Annotated in this window: 23 protein-coding genes; 18 read left to right on the top strand and 5 right to left on the bottom strand. The window is 47.3% G+C overall.

What is annotated here, in order from left to right:
• Positions 1-90 precede the first annotated feature (90 nt).
• Together rnr and rlmB are read left to right on the top strand one after the other, a co-directional pair.
• A complete protein-coding gene (rnr, locus tag EPV75_RS07990; protein WP_128385033.1) occupies positions 91-2,460 on the top strand; it encodes a ribonuclease R in 2,370 nt (789 codons plus the stop codon).
• 3 nt (positions 2,461-2,463) lie between these two features.
• The gene (gene rlmB, locus EPV75_RS07985) at positions 2,464-3,198 is read left to right on the top strand and encodes a 23S rRNA (guanosine(2251)-2'-O)-methyltransferase RlmB (protein WP_128385032.1); all 735 of its coding nucleotides are present in this window, start codon (positions 2,464-2,466) and stop codon (positions 3,196-3,198) included.
• A gap of 109 nt (positions 3,199-3,307) precedes the next feature.
• On the opposite strand, the gene EPV75_RS07980 is transcribed toward rlmB, so the two are convergent.
• Positions 3,308-4,513, bottom strand: coding sequence for a PfkB family carbohydrate kinase (locus EPV75_RS07980; RefSeq protein ID WP_128385031.1), 1,206 nt, complete (start codon positions 4,511-4,513; stop codon positions 3,308-3,310).
• Positions 4,514-5,022: 509 nt separating this feature from the next.
• Between EPV75_RS07980 and EPV75_RS07975 the strand changes: the two genes are divergently transcribed.
• From EPV75_RS07975 to EPV75_RS07945, 7 genes are all read left to right on the top strand, one after another.
• A complete protein-coding gene (locus EPV75_RS07975) occupies positions 5,023-5,742 on the top strand; it encodes a helix-turn-helix domain-containing protein (RefSeq protein ID WP_029938373.1) in 720 nt (239 codons plus the stop codon).
• A gap of 158 nt (positions 5,743-5,900) precedes the next feature.
• Complete coding sequence (gene pal / locus EPV75_RS07970; RefSeq protein WP_029938372.1) at positions 5,901-6,440, top strand: peptidoglycan-associated lipoprotein Pal; 540 nt, start codon at positions 5,901-5,903, stop codon at positions 6,438-6,440.
• 141 nt (positions 6,441-6,581) lie between these two features.
• A complete protein-coding gene (gene pepN / locus EPV75_RS07965; RefSeq protein ID WP_128385030.1) occupies positions 6,582-9,215 on the top strand; it encodes an aminopeptidase N in 2,634 nt (877 codons plus the stop codon).
• Between the two features lie 13 nt (positions 9,216-9,228).
• A complete protein-coding gene (locus EPV75_RS07960; protein WP_128385029.1) occupies positions 9,229-10,626 on the top strand; it encodes a penicillin-binding protein activator in 1,398 nt (465 codons plus the stop codon).
• Positions 10,627-10,710: 84 nt separating this feature from the next.
• A complete protein-coding gene (locus EPV75_RS07955; protein ID WP_128385028.1) occupies positions 10,711-11,982 on the top strand; it encodes a hypothetical protein in 1,272 nt (423 codons plus the stop codon).
• 297 nt (positions 11,983-12,279) lie between these two features.
• Positions 12,280-12,954: an LPP20 family lipoprotein gene (locus EPV75_RS07950; RefSeq protein ID WP_164730744.1), complete on the top strand. Its 675-nt coding sequence runs from the start codon at positions 12,280-12,282 to the stop codon at positions 12,952-12,954.
• Between the two features lie 52 nt (positions 12,955-13,006).
• Complete coding sequence (locus EPV75_RS07945; protein WP_127119561.1) at positions 13,007-13,309, top strand: hypothetical protein; 303 nt, start codon at positions 13,007-13,009, stop codon at positions 13,307-13,309.
• A gap of 99 nt (positions 13,310-13,408) precedes the next feature.
• Here EPV75_RS07945 and EPV75_RS07940 read toward each other — a convergent pair whose 3' ends face one another.
• The 4 genes from EPV75_RS07940 to flgA all read right to left on the bottom strand — a co-directional run bounded on the left by EPV75_RS07940 (position 13,409) and on the right by flgA (position 15,647).
• Entirely contained in the window at positions 13,409-13,948 is a 540-nt protein-coding gene (locus tag EPV75_RS07940) for a PilZ domain-containing protein (protein ID WP_225972287.1), read from the bottom strand.
• A gap of 170 nt (positions 13,949-14,118) precedes the next feature.
• Positions 14,119-14,607, bottom strand: coding sequence for a flagellar protein FlgN (flgN, locus tag EPV75_RS07935; protein WP_128385027.1), 489 nt, complete (start codon positions 14,605-14,607; stop codon positions 14,119-14,121).
• A gap of 8 nt (positions 14,608-14,615) precedes the next feature.
• Complete coding sequence (gene flgM / locus EPV75_RS07930; RefSeq protein ID WP_029938364.1) at positions 14,616-14,921, bottom strand: flagellar biosynthesis anti-sigma factor FlgM; 306 nt, start codon at positions 14,919-14,921, stop codon at positions 14,616-14,618.
• Between the two features lie 111 nt (positions 14,922-15,032).
• Complete coding sequence (gene flgA, locus EPV75_RS07925; protein WP_264080561.1) at positions 15,033-15,647, bottom strand: flagellar basal body P-ring formation chaperone FlgA; 615 nt, start codon at positions 15,645-15,647, stop codon at positions 15,033-15,035.
• A gap of 280 nt (positions 15,648-15,927) precedes the next feature.
• Between flgA and EPV75_RS07920 the strand changes: the two genes are divergently transcribed.
• From EPV75_RS07920 to EPV75_RS07880, 9 genes are all read left to right on the top strand, one after another.
• Positions 15,928-16,905, top strand: coding sequence for a chemotaxis protein (locus tag EPV75_RS07920; RefSeq protein WP_127119564.1), 978 nt, complete (start codon positions 15,928-15,930; stop codon positions 16,903-16,905).
• A 26-nt stretch (positions 16,906-16,931) separates the two neighbouring features.
• Positions 16,932-18,230, top strand: coding sequence for a hypothetical protein (locus EPV75_RS07915; RefSeq protein ID WP_128385026.1), 1,299 nt, complete (start codon positions 16,932-16,934; stop codon positions 18,228-18,230).
• A 339-nt stretch (positions 18,231-18,569) separates the two neighbouring features.
• Positions 18,570-18,971 carry a flagellar basal body rod protein FlgB gene (flgB, locus tag EPV75_RS07910; protein ID WP_029938360.1) on the top strand — a complete coding sequence of 134 codons (402 nt, stop codon included), beginning with the start codon at positions 18,570-18,572 and terminating at the stop codon, positions 18,969-18,971.
• 2 nt (positions 18,972-18,973) lie between these two features.
• A complete protein-coding gene (flgC, locus tag EPV75_RS07905; RefSeq protein ID WP_128385025.1) occupies positions 18,974-19,384 on the top strand; it encodes a flagellar basal body rod protein FlgC in 411 nt (136 codons plus the stop codon).
• Between the two features lie 9 nt (positions 19,385-19,393).
• A complete protein-coding gene (locus EPV75_RS07900; protein ID WP_128385024.1) occupies positions 19,394-20,077 on the top strand; it encodes a flagellar hook assembly protein FlgD in 684 nt (227 codons plus the stop codon).
• 15 nt (positions 20,078-20,092) lie between these two features.
• Positions 20,093-21,715 carry a flagellar hook protein FlgE gene (locus EPV75_RS07895; protein ID WP_128385023.1) on the top strand — a complete coding sequence of 541 codons (1,623 nt, stop codon included), beginning with the start codon at positions 20,093-20,095 and terminating at the stop codon, positions 21,713-21,715.
• 303 nt (positions 21,716-22,018) lie between these two features.
• Entirely contained in the window at positions 22,019-22,759 is a 741-nt protein-coding gene (locus EPV75_RS07890) for a flagellar basal body rod protein FlgF (RefSeq protein ID WP_127119568.1), read from the top strand.
• Between the two features lie 17 nt (positions 22,760-22,776).
• Positions 22,777-23,568, top strand: coding sequence for a flagellar basal-body rod protein FlgG (gene flgG, locus EPV75_RS07885; protein WP_029938355.1), 792 nt, complete (start codon positions 22,777-22,779; stop codon positions 23,566-23,568).
• Between the two features lie 40 nt (positions 23,569-23,608).
• Positions 23,609-24,358 (top strand): flagellar basal body L-ring protein FlgH, encoded by a 750-nt coding sequence (locus EPV75_RS07880; RefSeq protein WP_128385022.1) that lies wholly within the window; start codon positions 23,609-23,611, stop codon positions 24,356-24,358.
• The last annotated feature ends 224 nt before the right edge of the window (positions 24,359-24,582 follow it).

Raw genomic sequence — 24,582 nt, 5'->3', positions numbered from 1 at the left:
TTAGATTTTTCAAAAATAGACACAAAAATAGTTGAATTTCGAGTGACTGAAAAAAGTAAAAATGAAAACATCGAGTCGTCGCCAGAGACGATGACAGAAGAATCCCACCCACAAATCCCATCTGATAATCGCACCGATACGCCTCCTGCGGATCCGCATGCCGATCGCGAGGCCGATAAATACGACAATCCGATTCCGAGCCGAGAGTTCATTATCGATTTGTTAGAGAAAGAACAGAAGCCGATGCGTATCAAACAAATCGCCGATAGCTTAGATATTGACGATGATGAGCGTTTCGAAGCCTTATCGCGCCGTTTGAAAGCCATGGTACGGGACGGGCAGTTGTTGCGAAACCGTCGCGGGGCCTTTGGTTTGATCCAGAAAATGGATTTGATTAAAGGGAAAGTCATTGGCCACCCGGGCGGTTTTGGTTTTGTTCAACCGGAAGACGGTGGTTCCGATTTGTTCCTGGGTGACCGGGAGATGCATAAGGTTTTCCACGGCGATTTGGTAATCGCTTCCGTCATCGGCGTGGATCGTAAAGGTCGTCGTGAAGGCATGATTGTTGAGATCATCGAGCACGCTAATGAACAGTTGCTTGGTCGACTGCATTTTGAAGACGGTCTGGCCTGGGTGCAACCGACCAACAATAAAATTGCGCAGGACGTTTTCATTCCGCAAGACGGTCTGTTGAATGCCGAAGAAGGGCAAATTGTTCTGGTTGAGGTGATTCACCAGCCAACCAAGCGTTCCAGTGCCATCGGTAAAGTCATTGAAGTGATCGGGGATTATCTGGCACCAGGGATGGAAATCGATTCCGCGATTCATGCCTATGATATCCCGAACGAATGGTCAGAAGATACAACCAAACAGTTGGATGCGATTCCCGATGAAGTAACGGAAGCGGATAAGGAAGGTCGCAAGGATTTGCGAAGCTTGCCGTTGGTGACCATCGATGGCGAAGATTCAAAAGACTTCGATGACGCGGTGTTTGCTAAACGCCGTAAGAAAGGGTGGCGACTGGTGGTGGCGATTGCCGACGTATCGCATTACGTGAAGCCGGGCACACCGTTGGACAAGGAAGCTTACGAACGTGGCAACTCGGTGTATTTCCCACAACAAGTCATTCCGATGCTACCGGAAAAACTTTCCAACGGCTTGTGTTCCTTGAACCCGAAAGTCGACCGTTTGTGCATGGTGTGCGATATGTATATCGACGATGACGGTAAGTTGGAGAGAACCCAGTTCTACGATGCGGTGATGAACTCCAAAGCCCGTCTGACCTACAACCAAGTGCATGAAATGTTGACGGACGAACAGTCCGAACACCGTCAAACCTTCGCTGAATTCGTACCGAACATCGAGGATTTGAATGACTTATATCAAGTGTTGAAGAAAGCCCGTGAAGAACGCGGCGCTTTGGATTTCGACACTACGGAAACGCGTATCGTCTTTGATGAGAATCGTAAGATTGAGAAAATCGTTCCGGTAACCCGTAACGACGCACATAAATTGATTGAAGAATGCATGTTGATGGCCAACGTGGCAACCGCTCGTTACCTGAAATGGCATAAAATTCCGATGTTGTACCGTGTGCATGAAAAGCCGTCGGAAGAGCGCTTGACCAATTTGCGTACCTTCCTGGGCGATTTCGGCCTGACACTGGAAGGTGGCGATGAGCCGGGTGCACAGGACTATGCGGCCGTTTCCGAAGCGGTCAAAGGAACGCCACATGAACATCTTGTGGAAACCGTGTTGCTGAGAAGTATGAACCAAGCCGTCTATCAGCCTGAGAACCAGGGGCATTTCGGTTTGAATTACGAGTATTACACCCATTTCACCTCGCCGATTCGCCGTTATCCGGATTTGTTGATTCACCGTGCGATTCGCTTTGCCTGGACCAAGCAAGCAGTTACGGAGTTCAATTATTCGGAACAGGATATGAAGTCTTTCGGTGAACACTGTTCTTCGACCGAAAGACGTGCCGATGAAGCGACACGTGATGCCGTTACTTTCCTGAAGTGCGAGTTCTTGTCGCACCGGTTGGGAGAAGAGTACGACGCCGTGGTGACTGCCGCGACCAACTTTGGGTTGTTTGTCGAACTGGATCCGCTTTATGTCGAAGGACTGGTGCACATTACCGAGCTCGGTGAAGATTACTTCCATTACGATGCGTCTCGTCATTGCTTGAAAGGTGAGCGCACCGGTAAAGTCTATCGATTGGGTGACCGCTTGAGAGTGCAGGTGGCACAGGTCAATCTGGATGATCGTAAGATTGACTTGCGTTTCCTGTCTTCGGAAGAGGACGGTGACTCAGAGACCACGGCTGAAACCAAGCCAGAAGGTGCGGAAACTTCGGCAGACGAATCGGGAGAATCCAAACCGAAGAAACGCAAGCGTTCCTATCGTAAAAAACGTGGTGGCCGCGGGCGCGGCGGTAAGAAAAAAACGGGAAGTTAAGCCGTGAAGCAAGATACCCTTTACGGCATTCACGCAATTGAAAAATTCCTGAAGCAATCTCCACATCTCGTTTATTCACTTGTCTTCCAAAAAGGCGTTGAGAATAAACGCATCCAAGGGCTCATGGCGCAAGCCAAGTCCCTTGGCATTCAATATCAATTCGAACCCAAGTCTTATTTCAATCGTTTCGATGCCGTACATCAAGGTGTGGTGGCGACAATCGCCAAACAGGCGGAGTTACAGGAATCGGACTTGTTGTCGATGATGGAAACCGAAAGCCAGCCGGTTTTTCTGTTTTTGGACGAGGTGCAGGACCCGCATAATCTGGGCGCAATTCTGCGAACGGCCGATGCGGTCGGCGTGACTGCGGTGGTGCTTCCTAAGCATAATTCGGTGGGGGTGAATGCCACGGTTCGAAAGGTGGCTTGTGGCGCGGCTGAAACCGTTAAAGTGGTTGTGGTCGCGAATTTGGCGCGTACTTTGAAAACGATGCAGCAATCCGGACTTTGGGTCACCGGCTTGGCCGGTGAGACCGATTCGACCATTTATGATATGGACTTTACCGGGTCGGTCGGTTTGGTGATGGGTGCGGAAGGCTCCGGATTGCGGAAACTGACGCGTGAGATTTGCGATCACTTGGCCGCGATTCCGATGGTGGGGGCGGTTGAGAGTTTAAACGTTTCCGTGGCCACCGGCGTGACCTTGTATGAGGTGTTTCGTCAGCGGCAGCGTAAATAAGGCCGTCACGTGCTTTTGAGCGGTGTTTATTCATTAGAATGAGGCTTTTCTGCCAAGCCTTCTTACTTCTAATAACTTAAGTCAAGAACGACCAGGCCTGGTCGTTTTTTTATTGTGCCAGGTAAATATCCCCTTGCTCGTCAATTTCAATCGCCACAGCGGTGAGCTCGTCATTGATGCAAGGACCTTCCACGCAGAGTCCGTCTTCGATATTGAAAAAGGCATCGTGCACGGAACATTTCATGGTTTTATCGAAAGGATTGACGTCAATCTTATAGGCTTCATTCAGCGGCACGTCCTGATGCGGACAGTTGTTTTCGTAAGCCTTGATGCTGTCTTCGTATTTGATGAGCACCACGGAATGCGGTAATTCGTCACAAGGCACGACCAGTGTTTTGGCATTTGTCACTTGTTTGATGTTGGCCAGCGGCCGTTTATCTTTGATTTCCGTCATCAGGTTATCCAAACCGGTTTGGCGGCATTTTCGTGCGGCCAGTCGGCTGCCGGCATGTACCGCTTCGGACAATGTCTTTCCGTTTAACAGGCTATCAATTACGCCTGCATTGAAGGTGTCGCCGGCGCCTAGGGTGTCGATAGCCTGAGGGATGGTTTCAATGGGTTGGTGTTGAACCGGCTTGTCGGGGGACGCATACCAGGCGCCTTCGGTTCCCCAGGTGCAAATCAAGTGCGCTTGAGGCGCCTTTTCTCGCATGGCTTCCAGTAAGGTTCGGCCATTGGCATACCCTTTGGCTTTGGCATAATGATGCGAGAAGAAAATGACGTTGGCCTGTGGCAATAAAGCTTCGATGCCGTCGCGGGGTTTTTCCACTTCCAACGAAATCGGCTGATGACTTAGGAAGGTTTTGGCAATGTTAAGCATGCCACTCAGGTTGTCGATGTTTCGACCTTCAAAGTGCAGCCAATCATATTGTTCGATTTCGACTTTGGCAAAAAAATCGAAGCTAAGCTCCGGCAAATCACGATAGTGGGTGATGGTTCGGCTGCCGGACGCTTCATTCAGTAACACATAAGAGGTCGGCGTCTGGCCTTGGATAAAGCGTTGGATGTGTTCTGTTTGGATTCGGCGTTCTTGCAAACCGTTCAATAATTGTTTGGAACTTTGGTCGCCACCGAGAGTGGTCATCAGGCTGGATTCATGCCCCAGTTGATTCAGGACATAAAGGCTGTTGCACACATTGCCGCCGACTTGGTGATGACGAGATAGCGCGCGCAGCTCTTCGTCTTCGTGGGGGTAGTGGTCGGTTTTCAAAATAATGTCCAAAACCGCATTGCCGATGCCTAAAATTTTTGCCATGACGTGTTCCTTAATGATGACCGTTTTATGACGCGAATTTTACCATAAATCCAATGTTTAAAAGGGGTGCGAGCAGTTTGTCGATAAAAGTGAATAATTTCAAAAAAAACTTGACAAGCGAATAGCCGATATTAGTTTTTGTATTTAATTTGCATTCTAGTAATGGTTATTAAGGTATTGTTTTTAAAATATAAAAACTATTTTTATATTTGTTGGCATGGTTTTTAATTGGCCTGATTATAATCCACAGAAGCTGTGGATAACTTTGTGAAGACTTCTTTTCGAGGTGGCTAAATGCTTTAAAAATGTTACTGTTTTTATAAATTGATTAAAAAATAGGCAGTCGGGATTGATAAGAACTTTTAAGTAAAAAATAAAATTATTTTTCGCTGAATTTTTATGTTTTTTGACGAGCCGGAAAGTGCGACGCATTTTTGGGATATTTGGTGCCCCCGAAAAAAATATTTTGGTAGAATCGCGGAAAAGGGATTTTAAAAGAAAGTGGCGCTATGACAGAAAAGCATTCCGGGTTTAATGCAAGTTGCTCCAAATGTGCAATGCAAGGGATTTGCTTTGCCAACGGTCTGTACGATACCGATATTGAGCGTTTGGACCAACTGGTCGACCGCAAGCCGTCCTTGGTGAAGGGGGAATATCTTTATCAAGCGGGCGAGAATTTTACGTCGCTTTATGCGATTCGAGCCGGTATTGTGAAAGTCTACTCCGTTAACGAGCATGAGCAGGAAGTGATCCATGGCTTCTATTTGCCGGGGGATATTGTCGGGATGGAGGCCTTGGCGTGTTGTCGCCATGAATTCTACGCCGTGGCGATGGATACAACGACAGTCTGTGCGTTGCCTTACGAGCAACTCACCAAGCTGGGAACGGAAGTCCCGAACCTGAATGCGCAAATTTTCAGCTTGATGAGCCATGAAATTGTCACCGGGCGCCTGCATTCCACGATTTTGACCCAAAAAACCGCCGAGCAGCGGTTGGCCGATTTTATTTTGATGATGTCCGAACGCCTTCGGGCACGCGGGTATGAGCATACTCAGTTCCGGTTGAATGTGTTGCATCGCGATGTGGCCAGCTACCTTAACCTGACGCCGGAAACCGTTTCTCGCATTCTCGGAAAATTCCAAAAACAAGGTTGGATGAGCTGGAAGCGCAAGGAAGTGGTTATTCAGGATATGGAGGCCTTGCAGGCAATGGCCTCATCGGCGGGTTAAACCGTTTTAAATAGCGGTTTTGGAGTAAATAAAGTCTAAAAAAATAAGGTTTTTTACATAAATTCTGAAATAGAGTTCAATTTTTCTTAGAATTCAGGTATATTTGAATTTCGGTTATATTTTAAATACGTTTTTTTAACATTTTAGGGAGATTTACGATGTCTTTATCCGGTCTTAAACAACTATTTTTAGTTGGCTTTTTGGGGTTCGCTTTAGTCGGTTGTAGCTCAACGCCAACAACAGAAGAATCCGGTTCAGCAGATGCGCAAGCGGAAACGGCAGAACCAGTTGTTGTTGAACAAACAGAGGTGGTTGAAGTTGTCGAAGCAACCAACGATGCTGGTCAAACGGCCGCTGAGTTGAAAGCCACTTTGCAAGGAAAAGTCGTTAACTTTGACTTCGATCGTTCCGAAGTGAAAGCTGAGTTTTATGAAATCATTAAATTGAATGCCGATTACATGGCATTGGATAGCACGGCAAACGTCACCATCAAAGGTTACTGTGACGAAAGAGGTACGCGTGAGTACAACTTGGCGTTGGGTGAGCGCCGTGCAAATGCCGTGAAAAATGCATTGGTTGCTGAAGGTGTAAGCCCAAGCCGAATCAATGTCATCAGTTACGGTGAAGAGGATCCAGTTGATCCAGCGCATACTGAAGCGGCATGGGCGAAAAATCGTCGCGCTGAGTTCTCTTACTAAGACATTTCTGTAACTTTCCCTAAAAGCTCTTTCTGCCTTTGGCAGAAAGGCTTTTTTTTTCAGATTTTTTTGTCCCAGTCTTTTACAATCAAACGTCTAACCATTCAATAGTACGATTCAAGCGAGTTCCTGATAACACCTATGACACAAAATTTACCTAAAACGCATTATTTGACCGACTATCAACCACCGGCCTTTGAGGTTGAATCTCTTTTTCTGACATTCGAATTATTACCGAACGGTACACGGGTGACTAATCGCATGCAGGTTCACCGGGTAAAGGATTTGTCCGCGCCGCTCGTGTTGGATGGCGAAGGGCTTGAATTAATTCAAGTCGACTTGGATGGTGTGGCCCTGATGCCGACGCAGTATGACGTCACTGATACACAGTTGATCTTGCCGGATGTTCCGGAACGTTTTGAGTTGGAAATCGTTACCGAAATCGACCCGGAAAACAACACGCGTCTGGAAGGGTTGTATCGGACCAGCGGTAATTACTGTACCCAGTGTGAAGCGGAAGGTTTCCGTCGCATTACCTATTATTTCGACCGTCCGGATGTTTTAACCTATTTCACGACCAAAATCATTGCCGACAAGCAAGACAATAAAGTATTGCTTTCCAACGGCAATCTGGTGGAAGTCGGGGATTTGCCGAATGATCGTCATTATGCGATTTGGAAAGATCCTTATAAAAAGCCTTGTTATCTTTTTGCGTTGGTGGCCGGCAATCTGGAAGAAGTGGAAGACACGTTTATTACCCGGGATCAGCGTCAGATTGATTTGCGTATTTACGTAGAGCCGAAAAACCTGGATAAATGTGAACATGCAATGGAATCGTTGAAACGTTCCATGAAGTGGGATGAAGAACGTTTCGGTCTGGTGTATGACCTGGACATCTATATGATTGTGGCTGTAGACGACTTTAATATGGGGGCCATGGAAAACAAAGGCCTGAATGTCTTCAACTCCAAGTATGTTTTGGCCAAGCCTGAAACCGCCACGGATGCGGATTACGAAGGCATTGAATCGGTTATCGGGCATGAATATTTCCATAACTGGACCGGCAACCGTGTCACCTGCCGTGATTGGTTCCAACTGACGTTGAAAGAAGGGTTGACAGTTTTTCGTGATCAGGAGTTTACTTCGGACATGTTGTCTCCGGCAGTGAAACGCATTGAAGACGTCAAACGGTTGCGTAACAATCAGTTTCCGGAGGATGCCGGGCCCATGTCGCACCCGATTCAGCCGCAGTCGTATATTGAAATGAATAACTTCTATACTATGACGGTGTATGAGAAAGGCGCGGAAGTGGTGCGTCTTTACCATACGTTGTTGGGTGAAGCCGGTTTCCAGAAAGGCATGCAGTTGTATTTTGATCGGTTTGACGGTCAAGCGGTTACGGTGGAAGACTTTCGAAACGCCATGGCCGATGCCAATGAAATCGATTTGGCTCAAATGCACAACTGGTACACACAAGCGGGTACCCCAACCTTGAAGGTAGAAAAACACTTCGATGCGGCGACCGGTACTTTAACACTTCATTGTGAACAATCCTTAAAGGGCCAATCAGCCCACGCACCGTTATTGATTCCGGTGCTGTTCGGGTTTCTGAATGATGATGGTCGGGCGTTGCCGGTCAGGCCTGGTGAAAATAGTCGAAATAAAGTCTTTGAAACCGAAAAAGGCCATTTGCTTAAGCTCACGACTCTTTCAGAGACGTTTGAATTCACCGGACTTTCTCAGGAACCGCATCTATCGTTGTTGCGGCATTTCTCCGCGCCGGTGAATCTGGAATATGCGGCCAGCGACGAGGAATTGATGATGTTGGCCTCGCACGATGCCGACAGTTTTGTGCGTTGGGAATCGATTCAGACCCTGGCGTTGAAAAACATCGAAGACAATGTCGCTCGTTTTCAAGCGGGGAATGGGATGGTGTTTTCCGAGCATTATCAGCAGGCTTTTCAGGCGGTGTTGGAAGCTAAGGGACTGGATCCTGCACTCAAAGCGTTAGCAATTGGTTTGCCGGACTTGCCGTATGTGTTTGAACAGTTCGAGACGATTGATGTCGATGCTGTCCTGCAAGCGGTGGAATATCAGAAAGCCCAGATTGCCCAAACGTTTAGTGGCGCTTTGGACAAAGCGTATTTGGCTCACTGTTCAAAAAAGGCCTATTGCTATGACAAACACGATATGGCGGCGCGGATGTTGAAAAATCAGTGTCTGGCCTATTTAGCTTATGGGGCGGAACCGGTGGTTCGGGCAGTGGCGCAATATGAACAGCAACAAAACATGACCGATGTCTTGGCGGCCTTGAATGCATTGAATCACTTGGCCGTATCGGAAAGAGAAGCGTGTTTATCCGATTTTTACGAGCGCTGGCAGCAAGATACGTTAGTGATGGATAAGTGGTTCTCGTTGCAAGCACGATCGGAATCGGAGCAGGCTTTGCAAGACGTGCGCGGTTTACTGGAACATCCGGATTTCAATTACCGCAATCCCAACCGGGTTCGCAGTGTGTTGGGTGTGTTCGGGCGTTTGAATATGAAGGCGTTTCATGACGCGTCTGGCGAGGGGTATGCCCTGTTGGCCGAAGAAGTGCTTAAAATGGATAAAATCAACCCGCAAGTGGCGGCCCGTTTGGTAACGGCTTTCACTTCCTGGAAGCGTTTCAAAGGTCATCGTCAGGATAAAATGCAATCGGCTTTGCAGCATATTGCGGCGGATAAAGCGCTGTCGAAAGATGTTTATGAAATCGTTTCCAAATCGTTAGAGTAGATCAAAAGGCATCATGAAACGGCATCGAAATCTGTTGGCTTGGAGTATGGTGGCAATATTTGCCTCTCCGTGGGGCGCTGTCGCTGAAGAAGGTGAAGTCATCACGCCATTGTCGGACAACCCGGCTCCGAGCGCGAATTTAACCTTGGATCAGCAGATTCAAATGATTGATGTCGAAATTCTGCTGCTGAAGGCGGAATTGGCACAGAAAAACCAGCAGGTTTCGCAAGTCGGCGTATATTTGTCCGAACTGAAAGCACTGTTGCCCATTGAAAGTTTAAGTTCGCAAATGCAAGACCGGGTGGCGCGACTGCAAGCCTATTATGACTCGGCGCAGTTAACGACCTTACCTTCAACAACGGGCTTTCGCTTCAATGCCCGGAAAATGTTAGCGCTCTTGCCGATGACCGGGCCTTATTCTCAAGCGGGGCAAGCGGTTTATCAGGGATTGCAAGATGCTTTTCACGACATGCCCATGCCGTACGATTTAGACGTTCTGGACACCAATATTTATGATTCCATGTTCGAGGCATGGGAGTGGGTACGTCTGTATCAGCCCAGTTTTATTTTTGGCCCCTTGCAGAAGGCGCATGTAGCGGAATTGAAAACCCTCGATTTGCATACGCCGGTGCTGGCTTTCAATGAGCTTCAGGAAACGGAAGCTCGTGACGCGCTGCGTGCTCTGGCACCGTCTTCGATGGCCGACTCGGTTACCTCTCTGGTACGGTATTTACAGAATAGCCATGCGCGTCGAATCGTGGTGTTGACCGATGGCGATGATAAGTCTGAAGCACTTGTCAAACGCTTCAAAGAGACGTTGGCCCCCGAAGATGACTCGGTCTTTCCGGTTAAGATTGTCGAGGTCACGAAAATCGAATCCCATGTTGATGAGGCTTTGGAGCGTGCCTTACACGCTCAGCAGTCTCAAGGGCGTAAAGGGTGGTTACAGCATACGATTGCTCACTCACTGGTGTTTGAAGAGCGTCCGAGACAAGATGTGGATGTTGTGGTCAGTTTTTTGCCTTACCGGCTGGCCATGCAAGTTTCCCCGTTGCTGGAGTATTATCACTTGAATGCTTTGGCACATTACTGGTTGCCTTCTGATTTGCCGCCGGCCGATCAGCTGATGACCAGCCTTCCTTACTGGCAGTCTACTTCTGCCATTCTTCCAAGCTACTACGCTGCTCAGGTTCAGAAAAAACAGTCTTCGACGGCTGCGGATTCAGGAGTTGGCATTTTTTATGCTTTAGGTCAGTTGGCGGCAAAAGCCGTTGTAAATTTGACGCAAGAGAATGTACATGTCATGCGCTCCGAACTGGGGGATTTAAGTATGGACAGTGAACAGCACTTCCATTTCTATCCTGATGTCTACTGGTTGGACACTGGCGTATTCGAGCGATTGACACCGTAATTTTAAGCGTTCTTGCAGGTCGCGGAAATGGCCAGGCCTGGTGATATTAAGAAACCGATAATTGGCAAGTTTGGGGAATAAGCGGTGGCTGAATCCAATGATACCATTGATCCGAATGATCTAGACAGCATCGATGCCTTGTTAGACGAGGCGGAGCTGGAAGCGATTTCGAATGATGATGACCAAGGTGGTGAAACGGAAGCGGATCAACCCGAGGCCGACACTCCTCTGGAAGAAGGTAGTCTGGATGATTTTCCGAAAGAGGAAGAGCCTGAACCAGAACCGGAGCAGGTGCCTGAACCAGAACCGGAATCAGAGCCCGAACCCGAACCAGTCGTCGAAGAAATGCCCGATGTCGGTGGCGGGATTATGGATAATTTTCCGTCACCGGATGATGAAGCGGAGCTAGAGCCGCAACCTGCTGCACAGCCTGAACCCGAACCGGCTCTGGAACCGATGTTTAAAGATGAACCGGTGGCCGAAGCCAGTGGAGCTAATATAAATGACGAACCGCCTGCTCCGGCATCGATTGTTGAGGACGGTGCGGAAAACTTTTTGCAAAAGCGGGCGGCATTGCAGCAACAGAATCAAAGTCAAAACCAAAATCAAAATACGTTAACGGTGGCCGAAATGGACTCAATTAAAAAACTGATCATTATTTTCAGCTCAATCACAATCACATTGGTCTTGGTGGCGATTGGTACCGGGATTTGGGCCGCTTTGGCATCCAATCCTGGCTTGGATGAGGAAGCCAAGTCGCTTCTGGAGGATATTCAGGCCGGTTCGACGCAAAGCATGATTAAAAGTTCCAGTTCGGAGAAAACCGTCAAGGAACTGGAGAAAAAATTGGATGCCTTGAGCTTTCAAATTGAGCAATTGAACCGGGACTTAATACAAATGACACCGTCTCAAGGCGCGGACACCGTGGCCGATGTATCAATTGATGGTAATAAAGATAGTCAGAAGACTGATAAAAAAGATTCAGCGGTTGCGGTGATTCCTCAACCTAGCCAGCCGGTTCCGGTGCCACAGGATATCCAAGTATCGACGATGGATCCGGAGTTGGCGAAGAAAATGGATAAAGTCAGCTCTCGAATGGTCGTTACACAAAGACGAGTGAATGAAATTAACAACCGTATCAAGTCACTGCAGTCTCAGTACAAATCGATTTTGAGAACGGTCAAGAAAGTTGAACAGAGCATGCTGGAAGAACAAGTGAAGGTTGCGGAAGAGCAAAAGAAAGCCGAGGAACTTGAAAAATCCCAGCTGGCCAAACAAAAACAGCGTGCGATGGAAAAGGCGAGAGCTTATGAATACAGCGCACCGAATAACCCGTATTTCGATTCGTATCAGTAATGGGAATGCTTGAGGGCTAAAAAAATGACAGGAAACGGTTTGTATAAGATGGTTTGGCTGTTGATAGCCAGCAGTCTCATGACCGCCTGTACTGGCATGGATGCGAAATATCGTGTGCCGGATTATTACACGACTGAATTAATACCGAAGCATTATCAACCTGGGCCGGAATATTCCGTCAATGGTCTGAGATGCAGTGAACAGATTAACCGGTGTGAGTCTGAGCGATCCAACCGTTGGATTACGCATCGCGCTTACCCCAAACCTTATTTTTTTGAGTAAAACGGAGACACTGTTATGAATAAACAGAGCTTACTTTTCACAACCGCTTTGGCCAGTGCTATGGTCTTGGCGGGTTGCAGTACCCAACCCAAAGTGGAATCCACTTCAACATCAACACCTGCCCCTGTGCAAACGGTTCAGCCGCAGCCTGCACCGGCGCCTGTAGCGCCAGCAGGCTCTGCCAGTATGTCGGATCAGGCCGCTTCTGAAAAAGAAGCGCCAACAGTGGAAGAAATGGTGGCGAAACAGCCAGTGGTTTATAAAGTTCCTAAAAGTGCTTTACAGCCTCAGCTGATTAAAATTTCCGGTATCGGTTATGGGGCCGAAAGCACTTATGAAGGCTATACGCCTGGACAACGTCGTTTGATGGCGATTCGGGCCGCGAAACTGGATGCTTACCGTTCATTGGCCGAGCAGCTGTATGGTATCAAAATCGACAGTAATACGTCGGTTGCGACTTTGACGGCTCAAAACGATAGTTTCCGCGCAAGAGTGAATGCGATTGTGCGAGGTGCGCGCGTCGTCAGTATCACACCAATGGCCGACCACAACTATGAAACCATTCTGGAAGTCTATATCGATAAAAGTTTCTTCCATAATGCCTTCGTTTATTCCAAGAAAGAAGAAGAAACCACCATTTCGGCGGAAGATTTGTGCCGTACTCTGACTTGCCATACGATTGGAGAGTAAGAGATTTGAATGGAATGGGTCGCCATAGTGTGGCGTATAAGGAGAAACGATAATGAATCGAACAGCCATTTTGGCTTCGGCCGTGATCATGCTGTTGACCTTTCAATCGATTGCGGAGGCGGCAAGCATCAGTACCCGTGTGCGGATTCTGGAAAGCAAGGTCTATAAGCAAGGCAAGCTGATTAAGGAGCAAGCCAAAAAAGACCGGGCTTACACCAGTGATTTGAAGCAGGGGCTGAAAGAGATTGAATTGCTGAGAATCGAACTCCAGAAGTTTATGCGTCAAAAAGAAGCGATGGAGAAAAAGCCGTCGTCTTATGACGGAGATTTGGATCGAACCTATTCCTTTCCTTAAAGATGTGTTTTCGACGACTCAAAAAAATAAAACCGGCGAAAGCCGGTTTTTTTATGTCTGAATTTTGTTACACGGTTTGAAACCGGTATTCAAAGATGTTCAGTCGGTCTGTTGTTTTTTCATCTGGTTGGCCAACTCGATTTCCTTGCTTTGAATGAAGTACACCAATTTACGGCGATCGTCTTCCGACATGTTTTGATATTCCAATGCCACGGTTGTGGCTGAGCCGTCGGCTTCCGGAATAACCTTAACGATATTGCAACGGACCAATACAGGCGATTCATCTTCCAGTGGTTGGATCAGCAGATCCACTTTATCATTGGCGTTGACGTTTTCCGTTACTTTGATGGCAAGGCCTCCAGCGCTGATGTTCACCATGCGCTGTGGAATAGCGTGAACCAATTGTTTTCTGTCCACTGTCTGAAGCAGAAAGTTGATTTTGCTGTTCATCGCGGTCAGTGCAGTTGCCAATAAGGCACTTTTTTGACCGATTTGCGAGATGACCGTGCTCAATTGCTCATCCAGCTGGGTCAAATTTTCCATAAAGTATTTTTCGATATAGCTGGCATCAGGTGAGGTGGGAAGTGGTTGGTTAATGGCCTCTTCTTCCGGTACGATTCGGTAACTGCATGGCAGCATGACATCTATTCTAAAAAAAGATCGACTGTTTTTCGAAGACATAGGGTTTCTCTTCTAAGTTGCGTTTGCTGAATATCTTAATCGATATGCATAAAACGAGTGTATTAAATTCCAAAGAATCGTCAAGCAGAATTTACGCCAAACGGTGATGGCACTGCTGAAGGAAGGTTTCAGGCTTTTCCAAGTGGGTTGGATTTTTGATCGCTGGGAAGTGTTTTGCCGGAAGCGCTATATGTTTTTCCGTTTTCATCTCGACCGGTTAATAAATTGATGGTGGTTTGGTTGAGGTTGCGGAGTGCCTGTACCGTCATGCCGTTGATGGCATTGAGTTTGTGGCATTGTTTGGCTTTTTCGGAAATTTTTTTCAAAGATTGTTTGTTGCTATCCGTTAACCCTGGTATTTCCAGAAGTGACAAGTTATCCAGAGAAATACGAGCGTCCTGCTTATGTGTCAAAAGAGTCTGGGTCAGTTGGTCGAACTTTTCGGTGACCGCTTCCGATAAGGTTTCTTTTTGTTGGAGGGTCTCGGAAAGAGAGGAAATATCTGGAGACTTTAAAACCGCGGCCTCGTCTTCCAAAGCCGTTTCAAATTTGGACAGTAGGTCAAGTAGCTCGGACAAGAGTGGGGATAAAGTTTGTGTGTCGGCTACTTGACTCATTGTTGCACTTAATTGCCTGCGAACAGGGCTTCAGTTTGAATCAGTTTATTGGCGACTTTTTCAGCATCGACTTGATAAGTCCCATCTTTGATGGCGGCTTTCAGCTCTTCAATTTTCGCTGAATTGTCAACGGTGCTGGCGGCCGCTTGCTTTTCAAGCGTTTGTACTTGCGTTGAAACGTCTGTCAACGTGACTTTATCCGCACTGACATTTGATTGCGATGCGTTTTGCGCGCCGGCGTTTTTGGGTGAACCATTCCCCGAATCGTTCAATCGGTTGTTCACCAGATTTTGATTAACACTTTTAATATCCATAACGGTATCCCCAAACCTTTAATGTATTTTAACAACTTGTGATATTTGTTCTAGTACTTTTAACGGCTGATTGTTTCGATACTTTAATTTTTTTTTTACGTATTTTTTGTCTTATGGTACTTCGACGGTATTTGGAGCAATAACTATGCCTTTTACGACTTTCTTTGAAGAAAGGTTTCTGACTGGGATTTGTTGGTTCTTCACGCCATTTTTCAAAGCCACTCCAATGGACTTAACCTTGATGTGGCCGACGCGGGTGATGATGGTCACGTTATTGTCTTCAAACACCAAATAGGGCGGTTGAAGTTGACGAACCGTCAAGATCGTATTGGGTGGAATAGCGCGTTTCGCACGCATTCCAACGGCTCGCTCGGCATCAATCAGGGCGCCACGTCGAACTTTCTGGTAAGGCATGAAAACCCGTTTGACGTCGCCAGGTTGGATAACGGCCTGTTTCAGGATTCCTTTAGTGGAAATGACGACGGGTAAATCGCCCTCTACCGTGGCGGTGACGAAAATTTTCCATTCCGGGTTCGGGCATTGCAGTTTGAAGGTCATGCGGCCATAAATTTTTCCGGGGGCTTTGTCTTCCAGTTCAAGTGGCTCTTGGCAACGTGAAAGTCGTAACCGGTCACTGAATTCCATAATGTCAAAAGTCGCGTTATGTACTTTTTGGTCGGTTTTTTGCTTTAGGTGATTCAGCACCATGTCATAGAGTGCTTGCATCGATTGATGTTCAGCCTTAGAACCGTTTTGGGAGGCTTGCGTTAGCGATGTGAAGAAGAGGCTTGCGATTAGCGCTAGCCCGAATAGAGGCAAGTGTTTAATTGTCCATTTTATGAGTGAATGCATAGGTGACTTTGCTTACCGGCTTGTGTTTTGCTTGCGTTAACGAATTCAGTTATATTAACTGATATTGATTGAATTATCATTGTTGTGTTTGTTGTCGGCTAGAGGAAGGCGTTGATTAACAGACTACAATGATCAAATGAGGAAGGTGGCATCCATGTCAAGTTTTCTAAAAGGGGTTGACCAACGAACATCACTTGCGGGCATGAACCGCATGGAATTGTTGCTGTTTAAGATTCACGGTAACCAGTTGTTTGGAATCAATGTCTTCAAGGTTCGTGAAGTGATTCGTACACCATTTATTTCACCGGTCCCGAAAGCGGATTCGCGAGTGGTGGGTGTGTCCGATATACGCGGACAAACCATGCCGATGATCGATTTGGCGAAGTCTCTGGATTTGCCGGCTGTTCCGGCCGATAAATATAACGACTCGCTGACCATTGTGACCGAGTTTAACAGTTCGGTTCAGGGCTTCCTGGTTGAAGATGTCGATCGAATTGTCCATTTGCGCTGGGAAGATATTTTGCCGCCGCCGGATTCGTTACAGAATGTCAATTACTTGACGGGGATTACCCGGGCCCAGGACCAAATCGTTGAAATCGTCGACGTGGAAAAAGTGCTGGCCGAAGTATCGGGCATGCAAGAGCAAATGTCGGATGAGTTTTTACATCACAATCAATCCAAAACAGAAGGCCATGACTTCTTTGTTTTGGCTGCGGACGATTCCGCTGTGGCGCGTAACCAATTGAAAACCACTTTGGATAAGCTGGGAATTACCAACAAGATCGTCACCAACGGTCGTTTGGCACTGGACTTCCTGAAAAAATGGGCGGACGATGCCGACAAAGACATCAGTCCTCCGGTCAAAGATCGGGTATTGATGGTCATCTCCGATATTGAGATGCCGGAAATGGACGGTTATACCTTGACGACCAATATTCGTAAAGATCCCCGTTTAAGCGATTTGTATGTGGTGCTCAGTTCTTCCTTGAGTGGTGGTTTCAATGCGACGTTGACCGAAAAGGTCGGTGCCAATAAGTTCATGTCGAAATGGCATCCGGAAGAATTGGCGCAGGCCATTATTGACCGAATTGATGTTGTCACCGCCGAAAAGCAACAAGCGCAAGCGTCCTGAATAGAGATTGAGAGACTGATTCCGTTATGAAAAACTTGGCTACGGGGCTTATTTTCGTTTTGTTCACCTTGGCTCAATTGTCGAGTTCTGCCGTTTGGGCCGAAACCTCTGTCAGTGGGCCGAAAAAAGAATACCCAACTCGTTGCGTGGTCGTGACCGGGGTGGCGTCCATGGATGGTGTTTCCAAGGAATTCGCCCGACAAATGGCCATTCGTAACGGTTTGAAGCAAGCCAGTATGCAAAGTAACCTGAAAATTTCTTCCGACCAGGTCGTGAAAGACTTTATGTTGTCCAAGGACGCGACGCGTTTTACCTCAAACAGCAAGGTTTCCCAGTTTCTGATTGTTGAAGAAGGTGTGCAAGAGGCGGACTTCAATGACCGTTTCGACGATAAAGGCATTGAAATTCTGGATGAGCAGAAACTCAAAAAAATGGAGACCTATCAGGTCAAAATGGAAGTCTGCCTGACGGAAGACCCGCAAGCTTGTAATAACGTGCCGGGAAACCATTATCAGCCGAAATTGGCCATTGCTCGTCCCATCACCACCGACAGCCGAGGTGCGACGGATATTTCCAACTTGTTGGGCGGGTTTCAGACCGAGTTGCAACGTCGACTGTATGAGGATGGTTACCGTAATATGGTGATGATCGAAGATAGCTCGTTATTGGATACCACTCAGGCGGTGGCACCGAATTTATCGCCGGATGTCTTGGAACCGATTCGTGAAGGGACTGGCGCACAATATCTGTTGTTGACAGTGATTCGTTCGGTTTCAAGGCATAACGATGACCCGAAATTGTGGAACGACTTCAAGCGTTTTTACAGTCGTGAGGTTCACCCTAATACCCGTTTTATTGAAACCGATACGTATATTGTCGATTTATACAATTACGATATCGTATTGGAGAAGCGTAACGGTTTTGATATTAAAGGTGACGTGACGGTTGGGCGGGAGCGTCCATTTGGCACCAATGCATTTTTCGCCACCAATACGGGGATGGTCTTTCATGCGTTGTTGAATAATTCGACCCAGCAAGTGTACGGTTATATGCGTTGCAAGCCGGTTGAGACCCGTATTATCGATATTCGCGGTAACGATTATGTGATTTACCTTTCCAACGAGTCCGGCGCTCAAGTCGGGGATGAGTTGGCGGTTTATCACAATGTCGGGCGACCGGTTCGCTATCAAGGCAATGACTTGGGGCTGGATTCCGAGCCGACCGGATTTCTTAAAATCAAGCGGATTCAATCCCGTTTCGCGGTGGGCGAAGTCTTGGCGAAAGACGGCCTCATCCAGATTGGCGATAAAGTACGCTCCTGGTAAAATTCGGAATAATCTTTCCACTTCAAAAACGGCCAGACCTGGCCGTTTTTGCCTGATTTATTTCTGATATCAATCTTTCTATAATTAAAACTATTTTAAAAACAAACGGTTATGTTTCTATTCGGCAACTTTTGCCGAATTGGGAAAAAAATTGCCATTTTTTCCTAAAGTTTTTCTAAATCCGGCCGATATACGGCCGTTTTTCCTGTCCTTTAGCTTTTTTTGAATATTTGGCACTCCTATTGCTACGTTTCGATAGAAAAATAAAAACAATAGTATTTTGACGGTTGTTTGACAGAACCTCTGCCACGACCGAAAAAGATCAGAAAGGAAAAATATATGGAATCTGTTTTTGGCATACATGAGCAAGCCTTAGCGGTTCGCAAAGAGCGCCAAGGCATTTTGGCCAACAACCTGGCCAATGCCGATACGCCGAACTTCAAGGCGCGTGATCTGGATTGGCGTAAAGAGCTGCAAACGGCGGAAGAAGATATGCAAACCAGCCGTTATAAACCGGATTTGAAAGTGACGAATAGTCGTCATATCGAAGGGTTTGCCGAGGCTTCGACCGACGATTTTTTGAAATATCGCATGCCGACTCAACCGTCTTTGGATGGCAACACGGTCGAAACGCATATTGAAAAAGCGCAATTTATGGAAAACGCCATGCAATATCAAGCGACGCTGGAATTTGTGAATAGCAAAATCAGCAGTATTCGCGGGGCCTTGAGAGGAGAATAATCATGAGTATGTTTCCAACCCTTGATATTTCCGCAACCGGGATGCATGTTCAAACGGTTCGATTGAATACCATTGCTTCGAATATGGCGAATGTCGACAGTATCAGTTCCAATTCGGATGAGACGTACCGTTCCAAGCAACCGGTTTTCAAGACCATTATGAATGAAGAAACCGGTCGTCCGCAAGGCGGTGTCATGATTGACGACATTGTTGAAAGTGAGGCGCCGGCCATCATGGAATACAGCCCGAATCATCCGATGGCGAATGAAGACGGCTATATTTATCGCCCGAATGTGAATGTGGTGGAAGAAATGGCCAATATGATGGATGCGTCTCGGACCTATGAGACTAACATCGAGGTGATGAACACTACCAAACAATTATTGTTGAAAACGATCCAGTTGGGTCAATAGGAGTGAACGATGGCAACATCCGTATCAAATAACTCATCGGATTACATCGCTTCGTTGCAGGAATCTTCGAATCCTTCAGCGTTTGCACCGAGTCAGGCAATGGATCAAACGGATTTTTTGATGCTGTTAACCACACAGTTGCAAAACCAAGACCCGACCAAACCGATGGACCCGACCAGTTTCGTAACCGATTTGACGCAAATGAGTCAGCTGGAGGCGACCAGCGCCTTGAATGAATCGGTGGTGGCGATGACGCAAGGCTTCCAAAACCTTCAGACTATGCAGGCTTCGTCATTGATTGGCAAATCTGTGCAAGCTGAAGGCGTTGAGTTCAGCCATACCAAAGATCAAGATTCCAATATCAAGTTGGATCTAGGGCAGGCGTTGACCGATGTCACCGTGATCGTATCCGACGATGACGGCATGGTGAAAGAAATGTCGCTGGGCGATATGGAATCCGGTGAAGAAATCATCTCATGGGATGGTGTCGATGAAGACGGTAATTCGAAAGCTTCCGGTGTTTATAACCTGGTGGCCTACGGAACCGATGCAGATGGTGAACTTCAATCAATTAATACAGTGGTTTCGACCAAAGTGAACAGCGTGTCGATTAACTCGGACGGAACCATGACATTAACGCTGGCAACCGGGGAATCGGTCGATATGTCGGCAGTAAGAGAAATCAGTGAGTAAAAGAGGGCTAGGAACATGGCTAATTATGATTTAAATGCGGTAAGTGGTATTAATGCGGCTTCAAACGGTTTGGCGGTTATTTCCAACAACTTGGCCAACGCCGAAACGGTCGGCTTCAAATCTTCCAGAGCGGAATTTTCCGATTTGTTTACCGGCTCTCAAAGCTCGCCAGGGAACGGGGTTCGAGTTGGCGCGATCACGCAAGATTTTACTGGTGGGAGTATCAATGATACGGGCCGTGAACTGGATATGGCGGTTGATGGCGAAGGCTTTTTCATCCTGGAAGACAAGACTGGTAAATACGAAAACGTGTATACGCGTAACGGTTCTTTCAAGCTGGATAAAGATGGTTACATCACAGATCAAAGTGGTAATAAAGTACAAGGGTATTTGTTGAATGAAGCCATTTCGACGGAAAATGAACCGGTTTTTGAAACGACACTGAGCTCCATCGATTTGGACGAATTGAATAAAAAACCACAAGCAACGGATGAGATGACTTATGACATCAACTTGGATGGTCAGGAAGTCAATAACGTGGATCCGGCGGGGACTTCGTCTGCGAATGATAATACGGACAACTCTATTGGGTCTTCGGAAAACCTAACCACTTTGATGCAACCGGCGCAAGGGACTTATCAAGGGGCATCCGATTATGCGACGAAAAAGACCATTTACGATAGTTTGGGGGGCGAGCATCAGCTGAACATCAGCTACTACAAACGTGATGTGGTCGATGCAGGGACATCTGATATTGATGCGAATGGTATTCCGACCGCGACATCCGGTGATCCTGGCGTGAAATATACCTCCTGGTTAGTTCAATACACCATTACCGATGGGGATGGTAATTATACGGGACACTTGGCGGATACAGCCGGTAACGTATTGGATGACGGGACGAACCCTTATGAGGGTCAAGTCTATGAAATGCGTTATGACACAGACGGTAACCTGTTGGGAATCTATCAACCGGATGATGGTGCCGGGAACTATGATCCGACCCAAATCAACCCAACGTCAGGTGGTGTGGCCGATACCGATGCGGCGGTAGGTGCGACGGCAAATAACTTGTCCACGGCACCAACCGGGACCTGGGCGCAAGTGGACGGAACTCCGACATTGAATTTTGTGGTCGACAATCCTTTGACTGGTGCAACCGATCCGTTGGGTGGCGAAATTGCCGGAACACCGGATAACTTCCAAATCGAATTGGATTTCACGGAGATGACCCAGTATTCCGGTTCTTATGATTTAGGTGGTGTGTCTCAAAACGGTTATCAGGTGGGTGATTTGGTTGGCTTGACGACTGGCTCTGACGGGACGATTGAAGCACGTTACTCTAACGGCCGTTCGGTGCCGGTAGCACAATTGGCATTGGCGAACTTTTCCGATAAAAATGCGCTTGAGAAACTGGGTGGCCAAACGTATGCGGAAACATTTGCTTCCGGTACGGTTCAGATTGGCTCGCCTGAAAGAAATGGGTATGGGTCTATTGCGGCCGGTGCTCTTGAGTATTCGAATGTGGATACGACGGGTGAGTTGGTTCATATGATCCAAACTCAACGAACCTATCAAGCCAGTGCTCAGGTTATTTCAACGTCTCAGACATTGACACAAACGATCTTGAACCTGTAAGAGCTTCTTAAACCATAAAAAAACCGGCATTTCTTGCCGGTTTTTTATTTCAGTCCTTCCTATATAAGTTTATCGGCCGAATTCTAAAGGCTTTAGTTCTTTTTTACCTAAATTTGGCACGGCAAGTGCTACTAGTTCAGTAACGGATTTTCGAAATGTCGGAAATTTGACGAATAACGTTAACACACAAGGGAATCGAAACACCGACCGTTAGAGTTATACAAATAAAAGTGTTTCTGTGGGGGCCTCTTTTTTAGGCGGCTCCCGTTCTTTCAAGACTGGATTAAAGTAAGGATTTCGCTGATGGATCGTATGTTATACATCGCAATGAGTGGCGCCAAAGAAGTGATGCTCTCCCAAGCGAATAATGCTAACAATTTGGCCAATGCCAATACGGACGGGTTTAAGCAGGACTTTAACCAATTCCGTGCGCAGCATATGGAAGGGCCGGGCTGGCACACGCGTACTTATGCATTGGATGAACGCCCGGCGACGGATTTTACACCAGGTGCGGTCAAAGTGACCGGACGGGATTTGGATATGATGACCAAAGAAAACGGGTTCATCGGTATTCAGGCGCCGGATGGCACCGAGGCCTTGGTTCGTTCCGCTTCCATGCACGTGACTCAGGAAGGGGATTTGGTGAATGTGAACGGCGACCCGATTCTGAATGAAGGGGGAGCGCCAATCAACATCCCACCTGCGAAGGCCATCGAAATCGGTGACGACGGCACCATTTCATTTTTACCGGCCGATGCCCCGAATAATTTAATGGTGGTACTGGACCAGGTTCGAATGGTCAGCCCGGATGTCAAGAACCTAGAAAAAGGGTTGGATGGCTATATTCGTAGCACCGAAGACGGTGAGTTGCCGCAAGCGCCGGTGCAGCTGGTCAGTGGTGCTTTGGAAAGCAGTAACGTCAATACGGTTGAAGCCTTGACGAACATGATTGAGCTGTCTCGGAAATATGAGATGCAGATCAAGATGATGAGTACGTCGAAAACACATGCTCAGAAATCCGACAGTCTTGTGAAGTTAAGCTAGGGAAATAGGAGTTTAAAATGAATCGAACACTCTATGTAGCGAAAACAGGTCTTGAAGCTCAGGACTTTAGGCTGGCCGCGATTTCGAATAACCTGGCCAACGCGAATACTTACGGCTATAAAACCGGCCGAGCCGAGTTTGCGGACTTGATGTATCAAAATGTTCGTCAGCCGGGGGCTCAAGCCACACAGAATGAAGAGAATACTTTGCCGTCCGGCTTGCAGTTGGGAACCGGGGTGCGCGCTATTGGCGTTCAAAAAATCCATACCGAAGGGAATGCCATCATCACTGATAACGAATTGGATTTGATGATTGAAGGGAAAGGTTTTTTCCAGGCGCTTGACCAAGATGGAAACCTGATGTACACCCGTGATGGGTCGTTTGAAGTCAATCAGAATGGTGATCTGGTGACATCATCCGGTTATTTGGTTGAGCCGAACATCAATATTCCACTGAACTCGACCGAAGTGTTCATCACCGCTGACGGTATTGTTTCGGCCAAAGAACCGGGCAATCCGCAACCGGTTCAGCTTGGGCAGTTGGAGTTGGCCACGTTTATCAATCCATCCGGTTTGGAGTCCATCGGTAAGAACTTCTATCTGGAAACCTTGGCCAGTGGGCCACCGAATGTGAAAAACCCCGAAGTGGAAGAAGCCGGGAGCATTCTGCAGGGCGCATTGGAATCTTCAAACGTGAATACGGTTGAAGAATTGGTGGGCATGATTGAAGCCCAACGGACTTATGAAATGAACTCCAAAGCCATCAGTGCCGCAGACGGCATGATGCAATACCTAAATAATAACGTTTAACCATCTGGCGGCTGGCAAGCTTCAGCCTAAGGAGTGAGAAATGACTGGAAAAAAACAACAAACATCTACCGTATCGTCGTCTTTGGCTAAAGTAGCCATTGCCGCGGCGGTGTCTTCCGTGTTGTTATCGGGTTGCTCAACGGTGCCCGAGCGAATGGAGAAGTTTTCATACGAACCGAACTACCCGATGAATATTCCAGCGAAGACCGAGCCGAAAGACGGTTCTTTGTATCAAGCCGGCGATAATTTAAGCCTGTTCGATGACTCAAGAGCGCATAAGGTCGGGGATATCATCACCATTAACTTGGCCGAGAAGTTCGATGCTAAGAAAAAAGACGAAGCGAAGTACAACAAAACCAATCAGCAGAACTTTGGTCTAAACGGACAGGCTGCGATTGGTTCCAATGCGACGGCGTTTGGCGGCAATATTTCCGTGCCTGGATTGGGCACGGGGATTGGCATCGGTTATGGGTCTGACGGCACTTTTAACGGTAAGTCAGACGTCAAACAGAACTCCAGTTTGAGTGGGTCGATTGCGGTGACGGTCGTTGAAGTGATTCCGAATGGTAATCTGGTGATTCGTGGCGAGAAATGGATCACGATTCACGAAGGGGAAGAAGTGATTCGTTTTGCCGGCATTATCCGGCCGCAGGACATCAGCCCCGATAACACCATCGACTCGGCCAAAGTGGCGGATGTGCGATTGATTTATAAAGATACCGGTATTTCCGGTGACATGAACCGACCAAGCGCGGGCACTCAGTTCTTGCATAAGTACTGGCCTCTATAATCTTGGTATGAGTTGGGTGAGCCGCGCACCGAAAACGCGGCCAAGTTTTTCCGGCTTGTTTTTTATAATCTCCTTTTTGCAAGTCGGTTTTTTATTCTTTTCAAAACGGCCAGGCCTGGCTGTTTTGTGATAACCGTTTTTTTCTGGTCTTTGGGGGCGTTCGGCGCCCCATTTTTTTATCTTTTTTTCATAACCCTTAGTTATCGGCCTGTACTTGAATTTAT

It is taken from the genome of Hydrogenovibrio thermophilus (genome assembly GCF_004028275.1).
GTDB classification, from domain to species: Bacteria; Pseudomonadota; Gammaproteobacteria; order Thiomicrospirales; family Thiomicrospiraceae; genus Hydrogenovibrio; species Hydrogenovibrio thermophilus.
Note: the sequence above shows the minus strand (reverse complement) of the source record. Positions and strands in the feature narration are given on the sequence as shown.